Source organism: Candidatus Campylobacter infans, assembly GCF_013416015.1.
Lineage (GTDB): Bacteria > Campylobacterota > Campylobacteria > Campylobacterales > Campylobacteraceae > Campylobacter > Campylobacter infans.
In genome coordinates this window covers 1,732,025-1,754,511 of record NZ_CP049075.1, presented here as the reverse complement: position 1 = coordinate 1,754,511, position 22,487 = coordinate 1,732,025, and the positions used below count along the sequence as shown (strand labels likewise).

General features: G+C 36.1%; 17 protein-coding genes. 7 read left to right on the top strand and 10 right to left on the bottom strand.

Features of this window, described 5'->3' with window-relative positions; all coding sequences use genetic code 11:
- Nucleotides 1-191 precede the first annotated feature (191 nt).
- Nucleotides 192-671: a crossover junction endodeoxyribonuclease RuvC gene (ruvC, locus tag CINF_RS08840; protein WP_178695543.1), complete on the top strand. Its 480-nt coding sequence runs from the start codon at nt 192-194 to the stop codon at nt 669-671.
- Nucleotides 672-680: 9 nt separating this feature from the next.
- Here the strand turns inward: ruvC and CINF_RS08835 are convergent, their stop codons facing one another.
- The 6 genes from CINF_RS08835 to recA all read right to left on the bottom strand — a co-directional run bounded on the left by CINF_RS08835 (nt 681) and on the right by recA (nt 5,365).
- On the bottom strand, nt 681-1,478 hold the full coding sequence (locus CINF_RS08835) for a hypothetical protein (protein ID WP_179975279.1): 798 nt from the start codon (nt 1,476-1,478) through the stop codon (nt 681-683).
- Nucleotides 1,475-1,753 (bottom strand): hypothetical protein, encoded by a 279-nt coding sequence (locus CINF_RS08830; protein WP_179975278.1) that lies wholly within the window; start codon nt 1,751-1,753, stop codon nt 1,475-1,477. The genes CINF_RS08835 and CINF_RS08830 overlap by 4 nt, the downstream gene beginning before the upstream one ends.
- Before the next feature lie 149 nt (nt 1,754-1,902).
- Nucleotides 1,903-2,226, bottom strand: coding sequence for a heavy metal-binding domain-containing protein (locus CINF_RS08825; RefSeq protein WP_178695549.1), 324 nt, complete (start codon nt 2,224-2,226; stop codon nt 1,903-1,905).
- Between the two features lie 60 nt (nt 2,227-2,286).
- Nucleotides 2,287-3,045, bottom strand: coding sequence for a CatB-related O-acetyltransferase (locus CINF_RS08820; protein WP_179975277.1), 759 nt, complete (start codon nt 3,043-3,045; stop codon nt 2,287-2,289).
- 39 nt (nt 3,046-3,084) lie between these two features.
- Nucleotides 3,085-4,341: a phosphopyruvate hydratase gene (gene eno / locus CINF_RS08815; protein WP_179975276.1), complete on the bottom strand. Its 1,257-nt coding sequence runs from the start codon at nt 4,339-4,341 to the stop codon at nt 3,085-3,087.
- Nucleotides 4,334-5,365 carry a recombinase RecA gene (recA, locus tag CINF_RS08810; protein ID WP_178695556.1) on the bottom strand — a complete coding sequence of 344 codons (1,032 nt, stop codon included), beginning with the start codon at nt 5,363-5,365 and terminating at the stop codon, nt 4,334-4,336. The genes eno and recA overlap by 8 nt, the downstream gene beginning before the upstream one ends.
- A gap of 156 nt (nt 5,366-5,521) precedes the next feature.
- On the opposite strand from recA, the gene dxs reads away from it, so the two are divergent.
- From dxs to putP, 5 genes are all read left to right on the top strand, one after another.
- Nucleotides 5,522-7,489 carry a 1-deoxy-D-xylulose-5-phosphate synthase gene (gene dxs, locus CINF_RS08805; protein WP_179975275.1) on the top strand — a complete coding sequence of 656 codons (1,968 nt, stop codon included), beginning with the start codon at nt 5,522-5,524 and terminating at the stop codon, nt 7,487-7,489.
- 33 nt (nt 7,490-7,522) lie between these two features.
- A complete protein-coding gene (locus CINF_RS08800; protein WP_179975274.1) occupies nt 7,523-8,596 on the top strand; it encodes an ATP-binding protein in 1,074 nt (357 codons plus the stop codon).
- Between the two features lie 73 nt (nt 8,597-8,669).
- Nucleotides 8,670-12,725, top strand: a complete 4,056-nt coding sequence (dnaE, locus tag CINF_RS08795) for a DNA polymerase III subunit alpha (protein ID WP_179975273.1) — start codon at nt 8,670-8,672, stop codon at nt 12,723-12,725.
- Between the two features lie 133 nt (nt 12,726-12,858).
- Complete coding sequence (locus CINF_RS08790; RefSeq protein WP_179975272.1) at nt 12,859-14,430, top strand: DUF2972 domain-containing protein; 1,572 nt, start codon at nt 12,859-12,861, stop codon at nt 14,428-14,430.
- Nucleotides 14,431-14,488: 58 nt separating this feature from the next.
- Nucleotides 14,489-15,985, top strand: a complete 1,497-nt coding sequence (gene putP, locus CINF_RS08785) for a sodium/proline symporter PutP (RefSeq protein WP_179975271.1) — start codon at nt 14,489-14,491, stop codon at nt 15,983-15,985.
- A gap of 16 nt (nt 15,986-16,001) precedes the next feature.
- On the opposite strand, the gene CINF_RS08780 is transcribed toward putP, so the two are convergent.
- Complete coding sequence (locus tag CINF_RS08780; RefSeq protein WP_179975270.1) at nt 16,002-17,813, bottom strand: dynamin family protein; 1,812 nt, start codon at nt 17,811-17,813, stop codon at nt 16,002-16,004.
- Nucleotides 17,807-19,894, bottom strand: a complete 2,088-nt coding sequence (locus CINF_RS08775) for a dynamin family protein (RefSeq protein WP_179975269.1) — start codon at nt 19,892-19,894, stop codon at nt 17,807-17,809. The genes CINF_RS08780 and CINF_RS08775 overlap by 7 nt, the downstream gene beginning before the upstream one ends.
- A 105-nt stretch (nt 19,895-19,999) precedes the next feature.
- On the opposite strand from CINF_RS08775, the gene CINF_RS08770 reads away from it, so the two are divergent.
- On the top strand, nt 20,000-20,869 hold the full coding sequence (locus tag CINF_RS08770) for a DNA ligase (protein WP_240156128.1): 870 nt from the start codon (nt 20,000-20,002) through the stop codon (nt 20,867-20,869).
- An 8-nt stretch (nt 20,870-20,877) separates the two neighbouring features.
- On the opposite strand, the gene pseC is transcribed toward CINF_RS08770, so the two are convergent.
- Nucleotides 20,878-22,011 carry a UDP-4-amino-4,6-dideoxy-N-acetyl-beta-L-altrosamine transaminase gene (pseC, locus tag CINF_RS08765; RefSeq protein WP_179975268.1) on the bottom strand — a complete coding sequence of 378 codons (1,134 nt, stop codon included), beginning with the start codon at nt 22,009-22,011 and terminating at the stop codon, nt 20,878-20,880.
- 15 nt (nt 22,012-22,026) lie between these two features.
- Nucleotides 22,027-22,461, bottom strand: coding sequence for a hypothetical protein (locus tag CINF_RS08760; RefSeq protein ID WP_179975267.1), 435 nt, complete (start codon nt 22,459-22,461; stop codon nt 22,027-22,029).
- Nucleotides 22,462-22,487: the final 26 nt, after the last annotated feature.

Here is a 22,487-nt window from a genome sequence, read left to right as displayed (position 1 = left end):
TCTAGCAAAATTATTTTAAATCTCTCTTAGTTTATGTGAAAATTTATTCATTAAAATGTGAAATTTTAGCTAGAATTACGAGTATAACGCGCTTAAATTTTCACATGTGAAAAAAGGGTGAAAATTTCGTGTTTTTTGTATAAAAAATTTGTATTTATGGGCTTTTTAGCCCTGTGAAAAAAGGTGAAATTTTGAATATTTTAGGCATAGATCCAGGGACTAAAAATTGCGGTTATGCGATAATTTGTAAAAATGGCAACACTTTAAATGCGCCAAAAAAATTACTAGAAGCAGGTTTAATTAAAATTTCAAAAGATAATTTACAAGCTCAAATATTAGAGCTTTGCCAAGGGCTTGATTTGATTTTTAAAGAACATAAGATCGATGAGGTGGCTATTGAGGATATATTTTTTGCTTATAATCCTAAAACCGTGCTTAAATTAGCTCAGTTCCGCGGGGCTTTAAGCCTAAAAATCTTACAAAATCACGGCACTTTTAGTCAATACACGCCCTTACAAGTAAAAAAAGCCCTAACAGGCAATGGCAAAGCCAGCAAAGAACAAGTTAGTTTTATGGTGCGTAAAATTTTAGGCATACAAAAAGAAATTAAACCACTTGATATTACAGATGCCATAGCCATAGCTTTAACGCATAGTTTTAATTTGCGTTAATTTATAAAATTATTTATTTAAGCGCAAAATATAACTATTTTTGCCTTTATTTAGCGTGGTTTTATAATTTGAGTTTAGGTATAAAACAACGCGGTAAAATTTGCCGTGAGAGCCGATTATTAAGCTATTTACAGGGATATTCTCAAAGGTATTTGTTTGCGTGGCATAATCTCTTGCGCGCTTAGCAAAATCAATAACAATCTTAGCCTTGTTTTTTTCATATTTTATATCATATCTTAGCATTTTATCGGCTGTTTTAAGAATAATCTTATCACTAAAATTTTCAATAAAAAGTCTTTTTGCAAAACTAACTTTTATGCTTTGTTTTGTTGAAAGGGTTGAAATTTGCTCGCCCGTGTATTTGCTAGCGTTGTTGCCTATTAATTCTCTTATGCTACTTGCTTGGCTTTGTTTAGTTTCTTTTGTGGCTAAATTTTGTGGGCTTTTTGTGGCGTTTTGCTCTGCTGTTTTTGCCATCTTGGTTGGTGGGTTTTGGGTGTTTGTTTTAATTTTTTCTTGTGTGCTAAGGATTAAATCATCTTGCCAATTTATGCTATAAGGCGCATTTACATTATAAGAGCGCAAAACTCCATCAACGCCTTTATAAACAAATAAAACCCTAACCAATTCTCGCGCATCGCTAGGCAAGTTTAAGCTAATGGATTTTAATGGGGCAAGTTCGTTTTTTACATTGCTTGTGTTCATATCTTTTGCGTTAATTTGTGTGGGAATGAAAGGATTATCCCTGCCGTTTAATGCTGTGCTTGCTAAAAATGCGATAAATAATATAGTTTTTAAATATTTCATAATTTTCCTTCTTTATAACTAGGATCTAAGCCAATTAGTTCAAAATATTCTTTTTGCAAGATAGAATTTTGCTCTTGCATTTTTTTTACTTGCTTTTGTAAATGCTTTTTTTGCGTGTATAAATCATTTAACACATTATAACCTCGCGTCCCAAATAATATATTCCCATAATACCACGCAAGCAAGCTCACAATAATAGCCAAAAAAATAAAAATAAAAACACTTTTTAGCTTTTGTTTGCCTTTTTTTGGTAAAGAGCTTTTTATTTCATTCATTTATAAACTTTAATCTAATTTTTTTACGGCAAAATCCGCGCCCTTTGTAAAGGACGCTCATAAATAAAATCATTTAAAAGCACGAAACCAAGCTGTTTTAATGCTTCTAATCTTACATCATCTTGCATTTTTTACCTTGAAATTTTAAATTATTGCGCATTTACGGCTGTTCCGCTAACTACTACCACAAGCATAATATTTGGCCCGCGTGCGATTGTTTCACAATCCATATGCATGCCAATTACGGCATTTGCGCCCATTTGCATAGCTCGGCGCGTCATTTCGGTGATGGCGTCATTTCTAGCTTTTATCAATTCGCCCTCATAAGATTTCGTTCGTCCGCCAAAAAAATCCCTAAATCCAGCAAAAAAATCCTTATAAAAAACCACGCCCGAAACCACTTCACCAAAAACCACGCCTTTATATTCTAAAATCCTTTTTCCCTCGATGTTTGGAGTTGTTGTAAGTATCATAAAATTCCTTTAAATTTTAATTAAAATTTCATTATTAAACCCGCATTTGATAGTGAAATTTTAATCCAAGTTTTGTAATTTAAACTCTTTATTTTCAACAAAAATTCTTTTTAGCTCTTTTTGCATTTTAAAAGGCGCGAGTAAATCCGCACCGCCATTTTTATACCACGAAATAAACTCAACCGGATTTTGCTCTGGCAAAAAATTTCTTTTTGCTTGATTAAAATTTTTAAAATTTGCGCTTACGAATGCGCCCCAGTCATACTCCCACCATTCGCTTTGCTCTAAATCGGCACAAATTTCATCGCTAAATCGCATTTTTATAATTTTTCCTGGATTACCAGCAAACACGGCATAAGGCGGCACATCTTTTGTTACCACGGCATTTCCTGCAATTATTGCGCCGTTGCCGATATTTATTTGATGCGCGCCCGGGATAAAAACGCCATGGCCGATCCACACGCCATTATTTATAGTAGTAAGTTCTGGTAAAACCTGCGCCTCATATAAACTCTGGCAAAAACCCTCATCGCTCCCGCTTGAAGTTTGCCCTAAAAAATTATTCAGGTTTGATAGCATTACAAAATTTGTATCGTGGCGGAGCGCGCCTATTTTTACATTTTGTGCGATAGCGCAATACCGCCCAAGACTTACATTATTTAGCTCTGTGTTAGAATTTATATACGAGAACCCCCCCCCCTTTACATTTTGGCAATTCACGCTTGCATAAATGCAAAAAGGACGCTCAAAAATAAAATTATTTAAATAGCATTTATCTCCAAAAACTAGCAAACCTTGTTTTTTTAATAGTTCTCTCATAATCTTTACAGCCTAAACTATCAAATCTAAATTAAAATTTTAAAATTCCAAGCCCAAATACTCAGCATTTTCAAGCATTTCAATCTCTAATAAACGATTATATTTTGCCATTCTATCGCTTCTAGCAGTTGAGCCGGTTTTGATTTGGCCTGTATTTAATGCCACAGCAAAATCGGCAATAAAAGCATCCTCACTCTCACCACTTCTATGGCTCATTATGCAAGAGTAATTGTTGCGCTGAGCAAGGCGCACTGTTTGCATGGTTTGGCTAAGCGTGCCGATTTGATTTGGCTTGATTAAGATGGCATTTGCGATATTTTTATCTATGCCCTTTTTTAAAATTTGCTCATTTGTTACAAATAAATCATCGCCTACAAGCTGGATTTTTGCGCCTAATTCTTTGCTTAATAAAGCCCAGCCCTCCCAGTCATCTTCGCTTAATCCATCTTCGATAGAAAAAATCGGGTATTTTTCGCATAAACTTTTATACATCGCTACCATTTGCTTGCTTGAATACTCTTTGTTTGCGATTTTGTAGCCTTTATTGCTTACTAGCTCGCTAGCTGCTACATCAAGGGCAATTTTTATTTCTTTGCCTGCTTTATAGCCTGCATCTTTTATGGCGCGCATTATGGTTTGTAGGGTTTCTTCGTTATCATTAAAATTTGGCGCAAACCCGCCCTCATCGCCTACGGCTGTGCTATGTCCGCTAGCACTTAAAATTTCTTTAAGTTTTGCGTAAATTTCAGCAGCAGCTCTTAGCGCATCGCTAAATTTTGTAAAACCAAAAGGCATAATCATAAATTCTTGAAAATCTAAATTATTATTTGCGTGCGCCCCGCCGTTTATGATATTTAGCATAGGCACTGGCAAAATCCTAGCGTTTGCGCCACCTAAATATTTATAAAGCGGGATTTGCAATTCATTTGCAGCTGCCCTTGCTACTGCCATTGACACGCCAAGCACAGCATTTGCGCCTAGCTTTGAGTAATTTTTTGTCCCATCAAGTTTTAGCATTAAATTATCAATATTTGCTTGATTAAACGCACACTCTCCACAAAGCTCTTCTGCTATTGCGGTATTTACATTATTTACAGCTTTTAGCACGCCTTTTTTATTAAAGCGTTTGGCATCATTATCTCTAAGCTCTAAGGCTTCTTTTTTGCCCGTGCTTGCGCCACTTGGGACTATGGCTTGGCCTATTGCTCCACTTTGTAAAAGCACGCTTGCTTTTATTGTGGGGTTGCCGCGACTATCAAATACTTCATAAGCGTGAATTTTTTCTATTTTACTCATCATTTTCTCCTGCGCTTGATTCATCAATGTTTAAAATATCGCCCATTTGCTCTTTGATTTTTGCGCTTATTTCATCACTTAGGGCGCTGTCTTCTTTTAATTTAGCTTTTGCGTTTTCGCGCCCTTGGGCTAATTTTGCGTTGTTATAGCTTAGCCACGCTCCGCTTTTTTCTATTATGTCAAGTTTAATGCCATAATCGATTATTTCGCCCTCACGGCTTATGCCCTCGCCATACATTACATCAAACTCAGCTTGTTTAAATGGCGGAGCTACTTTATTTTTTACTACTTTTACGCGCGTGCGGTTGCCTATTGGCTGTTCGCTTTGCTTTAAAGTGGCTACTTTTCGCACATCAAGGCGCACAGAAGCATAAAATTTTAAAGCATTTCCGCCTGTTGTGGTTTCTGGCGTGCCATAACCCATTGCGCCGATTTTCATACGGATTTGATTTATAAAAATCACAGTTGCGCCCATTTTATGCACCACGCCGGTTAATTTGCGTAAAGCTTGGCTCATTAATCTTGCTTGCAAACCTACATGCTGATCGCCCATTTCGCCGTCTATTTCGTTTTTTGGAGTTAGTGCTGCTACGCTATCAACTACTATTAAATCCACCGCGCCACTTCTAGCAAGAGTTTCAACCACATCTAATGCTTGCTCGCCAAAATCAGGCTGTGAGATATAAAGATTATCTATATCCACGCCTAAATTTTTAGCATAGCCTGGATCTAGGGCATGCTCAGCATCTACAAAAGCGCAAATTCCGCCATTTTTTTGGCATTGTGCGATTATGTGAAGGGTTAGCGTGGTTTTGCCTGAGCTTTCAGGGCCGTAAATTTCAATAATACGCCCCTTTGGCACGCCACCTATACCAAGTGCTATATCAAGGCCTATTGAGCCTGTGCTAATGCTTTCGATAGGTTCGATTTCTTTATCGCCAAAGCGCAAAATCGTCCCCTTGCCAAATTGTTTATCGATTTGTTTTATGGCTAAATCTAGGGATTTTTGTTTGTTTTCGTCCATACTTATCCTTTAAGCAAAATTTTGAGATTGTAGCCAAAAATGCGTAAAAATTGAGTAAAAAAAATATTAAAATATGCTTAGAGTTACAAATAAATCTAATTTTAAAATAAATTAGGCTAAATTTACGGCTTTTAATAAAATTTATAAAGATAGCAAATGGATATTAAAAATTTAAGCATCGAAGAACTTAACGATTTAGCCTGTGATATTCGCGCACAAATTCTACAAACCGTTAGCCAAAATGGCGGGCATTTAAGCTCTAATCTTGGCGTGGTTGAGCTTAGCATAGGTATGCATTATGTTTTCAATAATCCTAGCGATCCTTTTATTTTCGATGTTAGCCATCAATGCTATACACATAAAATTTTAACAAAGCGCGGCGGCGAACGCTTTAAAAGCTTGCGAAAATTTGGCGGGATTAGCGGCTATACCAACCCAAATGAAAGTGAATGTGATTTTTTTGTAGCAGGGCATAGCTCTACTTCAATCTCTCTTGGGCTTGGGCTTTGTAAATCAATAGCGCTAAAAGCCCAAAACCGCGTGCCTGTCGTGCTAATAGGCGATGGCGCATTAAGTGCTGGGCAAGCTTATGAGGCTTTAAATGAGCTTGGCGATAGAGAATATCCTTGCGTAATCATATTAAATGATAATGAAATGAGCATTTCAAAGCCTGTTGGTGCTATAAGTAAGTTTATTTCGCATATGATGGCTGGGAAATTTTATCAAGGATTTAAGGCCAAAATAAATGCCCTATTAGAATACGCCCCACAATCAGCTGCTTATATGGCAAAACGCCTTGAAGAAGGAATGCGTTTAATTACGCCTGGATTGTTGTTTGAAGAGCTTGGGCTTGAATACATAGGCCCTATAAATGGCCATGATATAAAAGAGATTATTACCACGCTAAACACCGCAAAACAAATGCAAAAACCTGTAATTGTCCATGCCCAAACTATCAAAGGCAAAGGTTATGCCCCAGCTGAGGGCAAGCTAGAAAAATGGCACGGAGTAGCACCTTTTGATATAAAAGATTATGAAAAATCCGCCCAAAATGAGGTTTGCCCTACAAATTTTAATAAAGAAAACCTAGCAAATTTTAATAAAGAAAATTTAGCAAAAACCCCGCAAAACGCCACTAAAATTTTTTCTCAAAAGTTATTAGAGCTAGCCACTAAGCACGAAAATATCGTGGGCGTAACAGCAGCTATGCCAAGTGGCACCGGAATGGACGCGCTAATTGCTAAATACCCACAACGCTTTTGGGATGTAGCAATTGCCGAGCAGCACGCCATTACCTCAATGGCAGCTATGGCAAAAGAGGGCTTTAAGCCTTTTGTGGCTATTTATTCTACTTTTTTACAGCGCGCTTATGATCAAATAATCCATGATTGTGCTATTTTGGATTTGCCTGTGGTGCTTTGTATTGATAGAGCTGGCATTGTAGGCGAAGATGGCCCAACGCATCAAGGTGCTTTTGATATTAGCTTTTTAAATGCTTTGCCAAATATTATGCTTTGCGCTCCTCGCGATGAAAATAGCTTTAAAGAGCTTTTATCTTATGCTTATACTTGTTCGCATTTGCTTGGCGTGCGCTATCCGCGCGGGAGTTTTATTTGCGATAAAATGGGCTTTTTGTATGATTTTAATGCCAAGATTATAAGCGAAGATAAAGATTATAAAAACTTACCTGCTGCTCTGGCTAATCAAAATAATTCTTTTTCTAGGCCAAGCTCGCAGCTACTTAAAGAAGCAAACTCTAACATAGCCTTTATTGGCTATGGCAATGGCGTTGGCAAGGCTTGTTTGGTAGCTAGTATTTTAGAGGGTAAAATTAGTCCAAATATAATAGATTTGGTTTTTGTAAAACCGCTTGATAAAGCCTTTTTAAAAGATCTTGCTAGCAAAACTAAGCTTTGGTATATTTTTAGCGATTCGGCTAAAAAAGGTGGCGTTGGCGAAATTTTAAGTTCGTTTTTACAAGATGAAAATATTTTTGATGTAAAAATTAAAAGCTTTGAGTATGATGATTATTTCATAGCTCACGGCTCTTTGAGCGAGGTAGAAAAGGCCTTAAAAATTAGCGCCCAAGAAATAGCTAGTTATATTACTTCGCAAGAGTTTTAAAATTTATCAAGCAAAAATTTAAGGATTAAAATTTTGGAGATTTTAAAATATTTATACGAAAATCCGCCAAAAATAAACAATTTTTTACCTAGAAAACTACAAATAGATACAAAATTTGCCCTGCTTTTTGGTGCGCCACTTTGTGGTAAAAGCACGCTTGCTATCGCGCATTTATCGCGCTTTGATAAATTCTTATATGTGGATTTAGACGATATTAGAGCAAGGATTGATTTAAAAGCTATAAATGAGTTTGTTTTAAAATTTCAAATAAAAGCACTTTGTATTGACAATGCCACAAGCAAGCATTTAAAGGATTTAGAGCGTATAAAACAACAATGCAAAGAGGCTGAAATTTTAATCATCAGCAAGGATTTAAGCCTAAAAATTGATGGTTTTAAAAACTTTTATTTGCGCGGGTTAGATTATGAAGAGTTTATAGCTTTTTTTAAAAGAAATTTTGATGAAAGCACGATTTTTACGCATTTTATGGATTTGGGTAATTCGCCATTTAATGCCCTAAATGCTCACAAAAATTATTTAAAACAAGCCATTTTTTCAAAAATTAGCCCACAAAAACGCCAAATAATGGCAAATATTGCAAATAAATGCGCTGAGAATTTTAGCGCGCTTTCTTCATTTAATGAATTAAAAAATGAATTAAAAATTAGTAAAGATAGCTTTTATAATGAACTTTTAGAGCTTAAAAATTTAGGTTTGATAGAGTTTTTAGAAATTTTTAGCCAGCAAGAAAATAAACGCCTAAAACGCGTATATTTTAGCGATTTTGCCCTGCGCGCTGTTTTTAGTTTTAGCAAAAATCCGCGCGCTTTAATCTTAAATATGCTTTATTGCCAATTAGCTAGTAAAGCCGTGTATTTTGCGCCGAATTTGGATTTTTATTTACATTATGAAAAGCTAGGCATAATCGTTGCTCCGTTTTTAAGCCCTGATTTATGTTTGATGAAAATTAAAAAGCATTTAAAAGATTATCAAAAACTAAATCTTAATGAAATAATCGTTATCTCAAATAGCGCGAATTTATCCCAAATTTTAAACGGCATTAAAATTAGCATTTTGCCATTTTGGCGTTTTGTCGCCGGATTTTAAGCCAAATCTTATTAAATGCGTTAATTAAAATTTCAAGCTCTTTTGCTACAATTTCGCTTTTTAAGGACTAGTTATGGATTATACGGTTTTACATTTACACACAGAATATTCACTACTTGATGGATTTAATCAAACTGAGAGTTTAGCAAAACATTTAAATGAAATTGGCGTTAAGGCCTGCTCGATTACAGATCATGGCAATATGTTTGGGGCGATTGAGTTTTATAAGACTATGAAAAAATTTGGCATTAAGCCTATAATCGGGCTTGAAGCTTATATTCATAATAACGAAGATTTAAGCTTTAAGCTTTATGAGCCGCGCCCAGGCGAAAAGATCGGGCGAAAAGATCCAATTTATCATATTTGCCTTTATGCCAAAGATGAAGAGGGCTATAAAAATTTAATGTATTTAAGTTCGATGAGTTATATTAAGGGTTATTATTACAAGCCAAGAATAAATAAAAAAATTTTGCGCGAGCATTCATCTGGGTTGATTTGTAGCTCTGCTTGCTTGGCTGGCGAGATAGCAAGAAATCTAAATTTTAATGAAAAATATTTAAAGAAAAACAATCCACAAGGCTACGAATACGCAAAATCGGTGATAATGGAATTTAAAGAAATGTTTGGCGATGATTTTTATTTAGAGATTATGCGCCACGGACTTTATGATGAATTAAACATAGACAATGATTTAATTTCTTTAAGCCTTGAAACAAATACAAAGCTAATTGCTACAAATGACGCTCATTACACCTTTAAAGATCAAGCGCTCTTACAAAAAATTTCTTTTAAAATCAACACCCAATCCGTAAAAGCAAAAAATAGCGATGATGAATTTGATGATGACGAATCCAAATACGCGCATTTACCGCTTGATGATAGATTAAAGCGAACGCTTTTGAGTGAGTTTTATGTAAAAAGCGCTGATGAAATGCTTGAAATTTTTGCTGATATTCCTGAGGCTGTGGCAAATACAAATGAAATTGCAAGTAAATGTAATTTAGAAATAAAACTAGGCGATGCCACGCCTCCAAATTTTAAATTCACCCGCGAATACGCACAAAATTTCAATCTCACCCTAAGCGAACCAGACGCTGAGTACAGCCTAGAAAACGATGCAAAACTTTTTGAGTTTATGTGCGAAAAGGGATTAAAAGATCGCTTAAAATTTATAGATCAAAGCAAGCACGAAGCGTATTGGGAGCGTTTAAATACTGAGATTAAGATTATTGAAAATATGAAATTTGCGGGCTATATGCTAATAGTTGCCGATTTTATCGGTTATGCTAAAAATCAAGGCATACCAGTAGGCCCTGGGCGTGGCTCTGCGGCTGGTTCTTTGGTGGCATTTGCGCTAAAAATCACCGATATTGACCCTTTGCCGTATAATTTGCTTTTTGAGCGTTTTTTAAACCCTGAGCGCGTTAGTATGCCAGATATTGATGTGGATTTTTGCCAAGATAAAAGAGGCGAGGTTATTGATTATGTTATACAAAAATACGGTGAGTATAATGTAGCACAAGTTGTTACCTTTGGCAAAATGCTAGCAAAAGGCGCGGTGCGCGATGTAGCGCGCGTGATGGAGGTGCCTTATGACGAGGCAGATAAATTTGCTAAGCTAATACCAGATGAGCTAGGCATAACGCTAAAAAAACGCAAAAACAAAAAAGGTGAATACGAAGATGGTGCCTATGAAAAAGAGCCAAAAATAGCCGAAGAAATGGCTAAAAATGTGCTTTTAGAGCGCACTTGGGAATATGCTTGTGGCTTGGAGGGCTATGTGCGAAATACCGGCATGCACGCAGCAGGCATTGTAATAAGCAACGAGCCATTATGGAATAAAACCCCGCTTTGGCATCCAACATCAAATAGAGCTAATCAGCATGTAACGCAATATTATAAAGATTACCTCGAAGATGTGGATCTAATAAAATTTGACTTTTTAGGGCTTAAAACTCTAAGCGTAATAGAACACGCAAAAAAGCTAATAAAACAACGCTTTAATAAAGAAATAATCTGGGAAGAAATCGATTTTAACGACCCAAAAACCTATAAAACAATCCAAAGCGGCGATACATTAGGGATTTTTCAAATAGAATCAGCTGGCATGCAAGATTTAGCAGCTAGATTAAAGCCTGATTGTTTTGAAGATATCATTGCGATGATTGCGCTTTATCGTCCTGGACCGCTTGATTCTGGTATGGTTGATGATTTTATCGCCATTAAGCATGGAGATAAAAAGGCTGAATACGCCTTTGAAAGCTTAAAGCCAATACTTAGCCCAACTTATGGGGTGATTGTTTATCAAGAACAAGTAATGCAAGTAGTCCAAGAAATAGGCGGATTTTCTCTTGGCGGGGCGGATTTAGTGCGCCGTGCGATGAGCAAGAAAAAAGAAGACGAGATGATAAAAATCCGCAGCGAGTATCTACAAGGTGCCAAAAATAAAGGCTATGATGAAAAAAAAGCTGATGAACTTTTTGAGCTTATTATGAAATTTGCGGCTTATGGCTTTAATAAATCCCATTCTGCTGCTTATGGTATGGTTTGCTTTCAAACGGCTTATTTAAAAACTTATTATCCGGCTGAGTTTATGGCTGCTTTGCTAACTAGCGAGGGCGGAAATGTAGAAAAAATCGCAAAATACAAAGACGAAATAAACCGCCTAGGCTATATTATGCTACCGCCAAATGTAAATGAAAGTATGCGGGAGTTTTCTGTTGTTAGTAAAGATGGCAAAGATGCGATAATTTACGGGCTTGAATCCATTAAAATGCTTGGGACGCCAGTTGTTGATGCTATTATTAAAGAGCGTGGCGATAAACCTTATGAAAATTTATGCGACTTTTTACAAAGGCTTAATCAATACAACATTTTTAATAAAAAAGGCTATGAAGCTTTAATAAAAGCTGGCGCGGTTGATATTTTTGGCTTAAATCGGCGCACTTTTATGGAAAATATTGAGCAAATTTTAGAGCAAGCAAAGCTAGCGCGCACAGCAAGAGAATCGCTTGCGGATTCGCTATTTGCGGATGATGAAAGCTTACAAAATCCAAATTTTGATTTAAGTTTTATAAGAGAATTTAAAGAATATAGCAAAAAAGATATGCTCACTTATGAAAAAGAAGTGCTTGGCTTTTATGCTAGCGGACATCCCTTAGATGAATACAAAGAGCAAATAAGCGCCCTTACTTACACCAAAACAAGCCAGCTAGAAAGCATAAGCGATGCTAGCGAAATATTGCTAATAGGCACCATCGAAAAATACGATAATAAAATTTTTGATAGCGGACAAAAAATGCATATTTTAAGCATTATGGATATTGATGGCAGTGTTGAGGTTACGGCTTTTGATGCTTATAATAAAATAGCAAATAAACCAGCAGGCCCTTTTGCTTTTAAGGTTAAAGTAAGCAAAAACGATCAAAGGCTAAGATTAAGTTTGGTTGAGGCTTATGAATTAAGCGAGGCTAAAAGCGTAAAGCTAAAAGCAGGGCGCATAAGTGATGAGCTAATAAAGCAAAATGCCCAGCTTTTTGAGAGTGCGCACGCTAAGATTAGCGATTTTGCTAGCCTAAAAACCCAAAGCATTTTAATAGCAAAAATCAACGCCTTTGAGCAAAAAACTAGCAAAAACGGCAACGCTTATGCCAGAGTGGATTTAATAGATGAAAGTGCTAGTGCGCAATTAACCGGATTTAGCGATATTATTGAAAGCTTACAAAATCTAAACCTAGATGAAATTTATGGCGTTATAATAAATCCATCAAAAGATAGTGCTAGCAAGCCAACCATAGCTGCTATCATAGATAAAAGCCAAATTCCTACTTTTAGCCCAGCAAAAGAGCGCAAAAGAAGCCCTAAATTTCAAAATGAGTTAAATTTTAATCCCCCAAAACTAGAAAATCAAAAAAGCAAAATCGATGGAGAGCTAGATATAAAGCTAGATTTATGCGAGCTAAACCACGATGTAATAATCAACATTCATTCATTAGCCCTTAAAGAAAAAGGCTCTTTACGCTTAAATTTACATTTAAAATGCCCGCAAAACACCACGCGCCTTTACCGCACACAAATTGGCGTAAATAAAGATTTTGAAAATAAAATCAAACAAGCTCTTTTAGCCTGATTTTAAAGCGCAAATTTTAAAATTTAGCCATTTTTTGGCATAAATTTTAAAATTTACATTAAAATTTTATAAATTTAAGTCTAGCCTTAGGGGGGCTACAATATATAGCTAATATTAAGTTTAAGGATTAGCTATGACATTAGAGCAAATTTGTAGTATCGGCAAGGTTGAAATAAACGATGAAAATACCAAAATCATAAAATCTTATCAACAATACATAATCCCTTGGCTAAATAGCGATAAATTTAAAGATCACTGGGCAAACAAACCCTATCCACCGCTAATTGATCCAGATAAAATGGAGTGGGGCGGCTCAGATGCCTTACATGCTTGGACGCTTAATTTGCCTTTGCCAAAATTTTATGATTTTGTGGTTTTTGGCTCGCACGGGGTTGGCATAAGCACTGCGATGAATAGGTTTTTATGGATGTGCAAGGCTGTGGCTGTGGGTTGTAACAGAGGCGCAAAAATAAATGAAAAAGACGAAAAAGAAAACCCATCAAATAAGGCAAATTATGTAAATATGCTAAAACATCTTGTTTTTTTTGAGGGGTTTAGAAAAGCCCAGGCCAAAAGATTAGAAGATAAAGAAATTGAGGCTATGAGTTTTAAGTATGTTTATTTACAGCTAAATGACTTTATAAACGATAGCGATGCTAAGAAATTTTATAGCCTAATCGATGCTAGCCTAGCCCTTCACATCGTGCGCGATCCTATCTCAAACCTAAAAAGTTTGGTAAATAACCCGCAAATGATAACTCACACAAAATACGAAGACGATGAAAATCTTAAAAAATTTGCTCTAAATTTTAATACCAACGCCAAAAAAACATTATCAAAGGTGATAATCTACCCACAAGGCGGAGCTTTTGAAAAGAAAAAAATGCAAAAAATCGGCGAAGGCGGAGAAATGAATGTGCGCCCTTGTATTGATAGCATTGATTACTGGATGCTTGATAACACGCAAACTTTTCACGATGGCGCGCTTTTTACCTTGCTAAGTGGCTCGCTAAATAAAATCAAGCTAAAACAAACAACTGATTTTATTGGAGAAAAAAGCTATGATTGTATGTGCGAGATTTGCGAGTTTTTTGGCTTAGATAAGCCAGATGAAAAATTTGCGCCTATTTTTGCTAAAAGAGCAGCAAATAGCGTGGGATTTTTACCGCTTAGCATTTACGCAGATGATAAAACTGAGTTTTTTGATAAAAAATTTGGCGCAGGTGCTAAGTTTAATGCCGCTTCTATAAAAAACAGCGCAAAAATAATCCTTAGCTCAGCAAACGACCCAGCAGCCAAGCTTTCGCGCTATGATATAAGCGAGTATTTTAAAGATGTAAAAGGCTTTGATGATAGTGCGATGCTAATAAGCACTGGCGCAGATGATCTAGTAAAGCTTCTAGCTCCAAATATGATGAAAAAGCTTAAATATTATATAAAATCTTTACTAAAAGCTATTGATGAAATTTTTGAAGAGCATTATAAATATAGATTTAGCGAAGATGATGTTTTGGAGTATTTTAGGCAAAATAAACGCTCGCGCCAGGTGATGAATTATATTTTAAATCAGCATTTGTATTTTTTAAATACGCACAAACCAGATGTGGTAAAAAACTATAAATGGTATCAAAAATTTTTAGAGCTTTGTAAAGACGATGAGCCACTAGAAAATAGCGATGTAAATTTTAGTGTAACTTCATTTTAAAATTTGCTAATAAGCCCTAAACTTTTGCTATAATCGCGCATTTTGCAAAAGGATATAAATGAGCCTATACATCGCTATTGGTATATATTTTGCCGTGCTTTTAGTAATTGGCGCGCTAAGTTATAAAAGAGAATCTAATTTAAATGAATATTTGCTTGATAATCGCCGCTTAGGCCCAGTTACTACTGCTTTAAGCGCTGGGGCTAGCGATATGAGTGGCTGGATGCTACTTGGCATTCCTGGCGCGCTTTATCTTAGCGGGATTAGCACGGTTTGGATACTTTTTGGGCTAGTAATTGGCGCGTGGGCAAATTACCGCTATTTAGCGCGCAGATTACGCATTTATACAGAAGTAGCAGATGATTCAATTACCATACCAGATTACCTTGAAAAACGCTTTAAAGACCGCACAAAAGCCCTTCGCATAATCTCTGGCGTGCTTATTTTAATCTTTTATACTCTTTATGTTAGTAGCGGGATAATAGCTGGGGGCAAAAGTTTTGTTAGTTTTTTTGGGCTAAATTTTGAATACGGCGCGATTTTAACGCTTGGGATAGTTGTTTTTTATACATTTTTTGGCGGGTTTAAGGCTGTTTGTTTGACAGATGCTTTTCAGGGTGCGTTGATGTTTGCTGTGATGGTGGCAATCCCGCTAATGGCATATTTTAGCCTTGATTTTAACTCTACAAATTTTAATCCAAATGGATTTATCGCCACGATAAACTCCCTTGATAGCGAGCATTTAAATCTTTTTGCGGGGCAGAGTTTTTTGGGGATTTTAGGGCTTTTAGCTTGGGGTTTTGGCTATTTTGGACAGCCTCATATCATCGTGCGTTTTATGGCTATAAAAAATCATACAGAGCTTGATTTTGCCCGTAAAATCGGTATTTCTTGGATGGTTATAAGTTTAATTGGCGCGAGCGTTACTGGATTAATTGGCTTTGTGTATTTTAGCCAGCAGCCTTTAAAAGACCACGAAACCGTGCTTTTAGAGCTTGGCAATGCTTTATTTCATCCTTTCGTGCTTGGCATTATCATTTCAGCAGTGCTAGCAGCTATTATGAGCACGATTTCTAGCCAGCTTTTAGTAAGTGCTAGCTCGATTACGCGTGATTTTATTTTTGCTTTTTATAAGCACGAAGTAAGCATAAAAACGCAAGTAATAACTGGGAGAATCGCCGTTGTGGTAGTAGCTTTTATAGCTACTATTTTTGCTTTTAACTCCACAGATACGGTGCTTGGAGTAGTTGGCAATGCTTGGGCTGGTTTTGGTGCTAGTTTTGGACCTGTGTTGCTTTTTAGCCTTTATTCGCGTAATATGAGCGCATTTAGCGCGCTTGTTGGTATGCTAGTTGGCGGAATTACCGTGCTTTTGTGGATTAGCTTTGGGCTTAATAGCGTGGTTTATGAACTTTTGCCTGGGTTTATTTTTTCAGCTTTTAGTATTTGGGTGATAAACCGCTACACAAGCTTAATCTCTAAAATGAATAACGAGCCAAGCCAAAGTGCGGTAAATATGGAATTTGATAAAATGGATAAATTAAGCAAGGATTAAAATTTGCCTAATTCTACTAGGCAAATTTTGTAAATTTTTCAAGTTCTTTAAATGATAAAAGATTGTCGTTGTGTCGCTTTTTGATCCCATCTAGGCTTTTTATATTTTTTATGCTTAGTTCAAAAAAGCTCTGCTTTAAAGAGCGCAAAAATTTCACACAAAAAGGCGCAGTGCCGATAAACTCGCTCTCAAACTCATAATAACTAAGCTCATTAAGCACGCGCTCGGTTATTTCGTTTTCTTTTGGATAATAAAGGCTAAAACTAAGTGGCTCGCTTTCATAATCTTTTCTTGCGCGTTCTAATTTGTTTGCTAAAAAATCCACGCTAAGGCGGATTGAGTTTTGATAATTTGTAGAAATTTTAATATTTATGCGTTCAAAAAATAGCCCAAGATGCGCGTATTTGGCATTTAATTCAGCTTTATAAGGACTAATGAAGCTTGCATAGACATCACAGCTAAATTGCCTAATATCAGCAAAAAGCCTATCTGAGTGTAATTCATCGCTTTTTCTTAGCGTTTCATAGCGCGCTTTAAAAAGCTTGATTTCATCATCAAGCACGGCAATAATCTCATCAATATCGCTTTTAATTTTAGCGTGTAGATTATCCATTTCGCGTTTAAAATTTCTAAAAATTTTACTCATTTTATCGTCATTATAAATTAGCTTACTTAGGGCTTCGTTGCTATCAAGCACAGGGCAAGAATAGCTGATTTTTTCGTAATTTTGCGCCCCTAAAATGCTTTTTTTTGGCTTAAAATATTCGCATTTTTGCTCTTTTATTGCGTTTTTTATCTCAGCACTAATTGTTAAGGCGTGGCGTTTAAGCTCATTAAAGGCTAGCTCAAAATCTTTTTTGTATTCGTTTTCTAGGTTGCTTAGCTTTTTTTCAAAAGAGTTTGAAAATCTCATAATGATTGATGTTAGCTCGGCTATTATGCTACTAGCTCTTATTTCTTGGGCGTTTAATGAGTTTAGGATTAAAGCGCAATTAGAACGAATGAAGTTTTCTTTATTATTTTTTAAGCCTTTTAAAAAGCTAAAAACTTCGCTAAATCCGCTATTTTCTTCGCCTTTAAGCTCCATTAGAGCTGAAATCGCATAAGTTGCGCTAAAAAAATCTTTATAAGTAAGGGCGCAGTGGGCTAAAACGCGCTTTATTTCATCATCATTTAATCTATCTTTTTGATTTAATAAGCACAGCGCATTTGCTTTTAGCGTGCTTGGGATTAGCTCTAATTCGTTAATCTCGCTAGCGCGCGCGGCGTTATTTATCAAGCTAATCCAAATTAGCGCATTTGCTTGGCGGAGGATTTGCATGGTTTCTTTGGTATCGGCATTTGAGCGCGAATTAAGCCCTGGCGTATCGATAAAACTAACATCTTTTAAAATTTCATTATTTAAATAAATATAAAGATGCTTTACATCTTTTAGAGCTTTTCGCTGATCCACAAAGGCCCCAAGCTCGCTAAGGCTTAAATACTCTTGCCTGCCATCATTGTATAAAGCCATTAAAAAATTATGCGGGGCGTATTTGATAAAAGTCGGCTTTGCTGTAACTGGCACCACACCAGTTGGTAAAATTTCACTTCCTAAAAGAGCGTTTAAAAAGCTAGATTTACCACTGCTAAATTGCCCAACAATCGCCACAAAAGGCGGTTCATAATTTAAAAAATCAAGTGAGTTTAAGCACTCTTTAAGCTCGCTGCTTGGGTGGAGCTTTGGCTCTAAAACGCTAGCACAAAATCGCTCAAACTCACCCTTAAATCCTTGCGAAAAACTAAAATCATAAAGGCTTTTATACTCAGCAATAAACTCTTTTAGCATTCTTTTAACCTTGTTAATAAATTTTGTAAAAACTCTAATTCATTTTCTTTATTTTCTTTTAGTTCTTTTAGCTTGGCTTTGTCTTCTTTGGCTTGATCTAAGAGTGTTTGGAGCTGGCTTGATTGCTCGTTTAGGTTTTGTTGTATGGAATTTATGGCTAAATTGGTGCTGTTTTTAAGTTCATCTACGCAAATTTTAAGCAAATCGCTAACTAATTTAAGCGGATTTAGCGTGCTAATAAAATCATTTAGCAAATTTTGAATATTTAAATTAAGCTTGCTTAGATCGCTTTCGTTTTTTATGGCGTTTTTTAGTGCGTTGTTAAGATCATTAAAGCTTGGGCGTGGGGCATTTTTTTGTAAGTACTCTCTTGCGTTAAAGCTAAGATCAGGCAAGTTTGTAAGATTAAATCTAAGCTTAATATCATCAAAAACAGCGCCTAAATCAAGCTTGGCTCTGCTATCGCGCAATAAATCAAGCAACATATCATTTATGCCACTTGCACAAATTATATTTATGCGATCAAAATTTATCTTGCTTTTTTTATCTTTTGTGTATTTGATATCGGCTATCACGCGCCCTGCTAGATTAGCGCAAATACTAGATATTTCATTTTTTTGCTCTATTTGTTTTGCCAAATCATTAAAAATATTTTCTAGCTTTGAGTTTATTTGGTTTTTGGCGTTTAAGATGGCGTTTTGTTTGGCTAAGAGCGAGTTGATGTTGTCATCTTTATTTTGGCTTATAAGCGCGCTTAGGCTTTGGCTCGCCTCGTTTATCAAGCTTGAAATTATAAGCCCTAGCTCTTTTTTGTAATTTTGTAAAATTATGCTAGCTTTTTTAGAATTTTGACCAAAAAAGCTTTCATACAAATGCGCTTTTAGCTCGTTTATGCCTATGTTTTTTGGTGCGCTTAGCATAAAATAATGAACCTTATTAGCCAAGCTCTCATCAAAGCCACATTCTTTTAATTCTGTTTTTATGCTTTGTTTTGTGTATTCTAGCGCGCTTTTTAGCTCTGTTTCATCTAATTCATCAATATGGGTTAAAACCACGCCAAATTCGCTACTCTTAGCATTTTGTAGCACTTCGCAAATAAATAGCATATCTTTTTTGCTAGATGCTTGGGCAGCGTTCATTAAATGCAAGATATAATCGCATTTATTGATATAGCTTTTAGTTAGCTCTTCGCGCCAAATAACAGCATCATCAAGCCCTGGGGTATCTACAATGCTTAATCCATCTTTTAAAATTTCTAAATCTAAAAAAATCTCGCTTTGTTTTATGTATCTTGCAAGGGTAGAATTTGCGCCTGTGTAGTTTTTTAATTCATCTAAACTCGCGCTAAGCTCGCTTAAATCTTTTATTTCTAAGCCCATTAGCTCTTGTAGGCTCTTATCCAAAAACTCAATTTTAGCGTGCTTTTGTTTAGCATAGCTTAGCACGCTTATGCTAGCAGTTTCTGGGATATTTGATACGCCAAGGATATTTTGCCCCATTAAGGCATTTAGCGTGCTTGATTTGCCAGCATTTATTACGCCAGTAATTGCTACATAAAAGCGTGAATTATTAGCATTTTGCTCGGCGTTTTCTAGCCTTTGATAAAGGCTTGTTTGCTTTGAAATTTTAAAATACTCACAAAGGCTTTTATAAATTTCATTTAAACTGGCTAAATTTTGTAAAAAGCTAGTATTTAGCTGGGCAGAAGTTGCTAAATCTTTAAGTTTTAATTCGTTTAAAAAGGTGCTGATTTTTTCAAAATGGCTAAACTCACAAAGATTTTCTTTGCTTAAAATTTTAAGTGCTTCTAAAAGCTCGGCACGCTTGATTTTTAGGGCATTTACATTAAAAATCGCGCTTGATTGTAAAAGTTCTAAATTATAAAGATTAAGCTCTAAATCAAGATTTTTAAAAAGCTCTTTAAAGCTATCCAAGCTAGCAAAACGCTCGTAATTTTGCGGGTTGGTAGCTAGTATGATAGCAGCAGTTTGTGCGCTAAGATTTTTGATCTCTTTATAATCGATGTAGAGCTTATTAAAACCCCAAATTTGTTGTAAAAGCTCATCAATTCGTGCTTTCATATAACCTTCTTAAATAAAATAAAGCCAAAATGTTAGCTAAATTGAGATTAAAATTTGTTTTATAAGCGCAAAAACACGCTATAATCTAGCCTTTAAGGACAAAAAATGCGTTATATTTTAATTTTTTTAGCGCCACTTTTATTAAATGCGGCTATGCTTTTGGGCGTTTATAAGGATCAAAATTTAAGTGGCTGGGTAATGAGCGAAAAATACGATGGCGTGCGCGCCATTTGGGACGGCAAAAACCTAAAATCGCGCAATAATTTAAAATTTAACCAGCCTAGCTTTTGGAGTGCGGATTTTCCGCCGTTTTGGCTTGATGGTGAGCTTTATACTAAGCGCGGGGATTTTGAGCGCATTAGCTCTATTGTAGCAAGCACTGATGAGCGCTGGAAAGAAATTGTATATTTGATTTTTGATGTGCCTAATGTTAAGGGCGATTTATTCGAGCGTTTGGCGGTTTTACAAGATTACTTAAACAAGCACCAAAACTTAAAAAATCGCATAAAAATAATAGAGCAAATCCCAATAAAATCGCGCGCTCACGCATTTAGCTTTTTAGATGAAATTTCAAATGCTAACGGCGAGGGCGTGGTGCTAAGAAATCCTAAGGCAAATTACGAAAATACAAGAAGCAAAAATATCTTAAAACTTAAAAAATTTTATGACGCAGAATGCGAAATAACCGCGATAAATGAAGGCAAGGGCAAGCTAAAAGGACGGCTAGGATTTGTGCTTTGTAAGGATTTAAAAAGCAAGATTAGTTTTAAAATCGGCTCAGGTTTTAGCGATGATGAGCGCGCACTTTGTGATGATTTTGGCATAAAAAGCACAGAACAAAACAAAACCCAAGCTATAAAAAGCGCGCCCAAATGCCTAAAAATCGGCGATATAATCACTTATAAATATCAAAATTTAACCAAAAACAAAAAGCCACGCTTTCCTGTTTTTTTAAGAATTCGCAATGAAATTTAAGGCTAAGTTTAAAATTTATCCTTAAACTGAGTAAGTACCGATTTTAGCGTGCTGATTATAAAATTTGCGTCTTCTTGGCTCATTAGTTGATGGCAAGGCAGGCTAAGTTCGCTTTCATAGAAATTTTTTGCGCTTGGGATATTGATTGTGCCGTATTTTTGGCGGTAAAAACTAAACTCATAGCTTGGCTTGTAATGAACTTGCGCGCCTATACCAGCTTTTTGTAATTTTGTAAAAATTTCTGCCTTATGTGCCCTTAAATGCGGGGCTAATTTAATAGGGTAAAGATGCCTTGAAGATGTAAGATTATTAGGAATTTTAATAATATCTAAGAGATCATTAAACGGCTCTTTACAAAGCTCGCTATCATAATACAAGGCTATTTGTTCGCGTTTTGCTATGAAGCTATCAAGCTTTTTGAGCTGACTTAGTCCTAGCGCGCAAGCCACATCGCTTAGGCGGTAATTATATCCTAGCACGCTTATATCGCTATCCCAAAGCTCTTTTTTGCTAATGCCGTGAGAGCGAATTAACCTTGCTTTTTTAGCGATTTGCTCATCATCTGTAAGCAAGGCTCCGCCTTCAAGCGTGGTAATAGGCTTAATCGCATGAAAACTAAACACGCTTGCATTTGCTTTTTTACCGACTTTTACGCCTTTATAAGTGCTACCTAGGGCATGGCTAGCATCATCAAGCACAAGCAAATTGTGTTTTTTTGCAAGACTTAAAATTTCGTCCATATCCACGCTTAGCCCGCCAAAATCCACAGGGACAATGATTTTTGTGCGCGGGTTAATTAGGGATTGAATGCTTGAAATATCGATATTGCCGCTGTATTCATCAACGCCTGCCCAGCGCACATCTGCACCGCACATAATAGCAGTATTTGCTGTGGCTGCAAAGGTGATTGGAGAGGTGATTATTTCATCATTTTGGCTAAGTCCTAGGGCTAGATAGCCTGCGTGGAGAGCTGAGGTGGCTGAGTTCATCACCACAGCAAATTTTACGCCGATGTATTCACAAAGTGCGTGCTCAAACTCATCTACTCTTTTGCCACAAGTTATAATATCATCTTCTAAGGCAGCACAAACCGCGCTTATATCATCGTTTTGTATGTTTTGGCGGGAATAGGGGATAAACATGTTAATCCTTTTAATTTATTGTTTTAAAACAAAATCAATGCTAGCGATTATATTTGTGCCATCAAGCACATCAAGGCGGTAAAGCATTTGGCTTTGGGTACAACTTGCTAGCATTATTTTTGTTTGGTAGGTTTTATTTGCTTGATGAAGTGGGGATTTTATCACGCCCATATCCATATTTAGCCCATAAATTCGCACGCTTGGCTTAGCTAGCGTGCCTAAACCACTAAAAGAAAAAAGACTTTCATTCATAGCTTTTAGCGGTTTTGGATCAACGCTTAAAGTGGCGTTGATATCAGTAATTACGCTATTTAAAGCGCAGATGTTTAGGTTTATATCACAGCTTATGTTTGCTGGGCTTTTGTTTAGGTTTTGTTCGTTTTTGTATTGTAGGGCTAAATATGCTAGTAAAAAAAGAAAAGCAGTGGCTACAAAAAAAATTTTTTTCATCTTTTACCTTAAAATTTATACAAAAT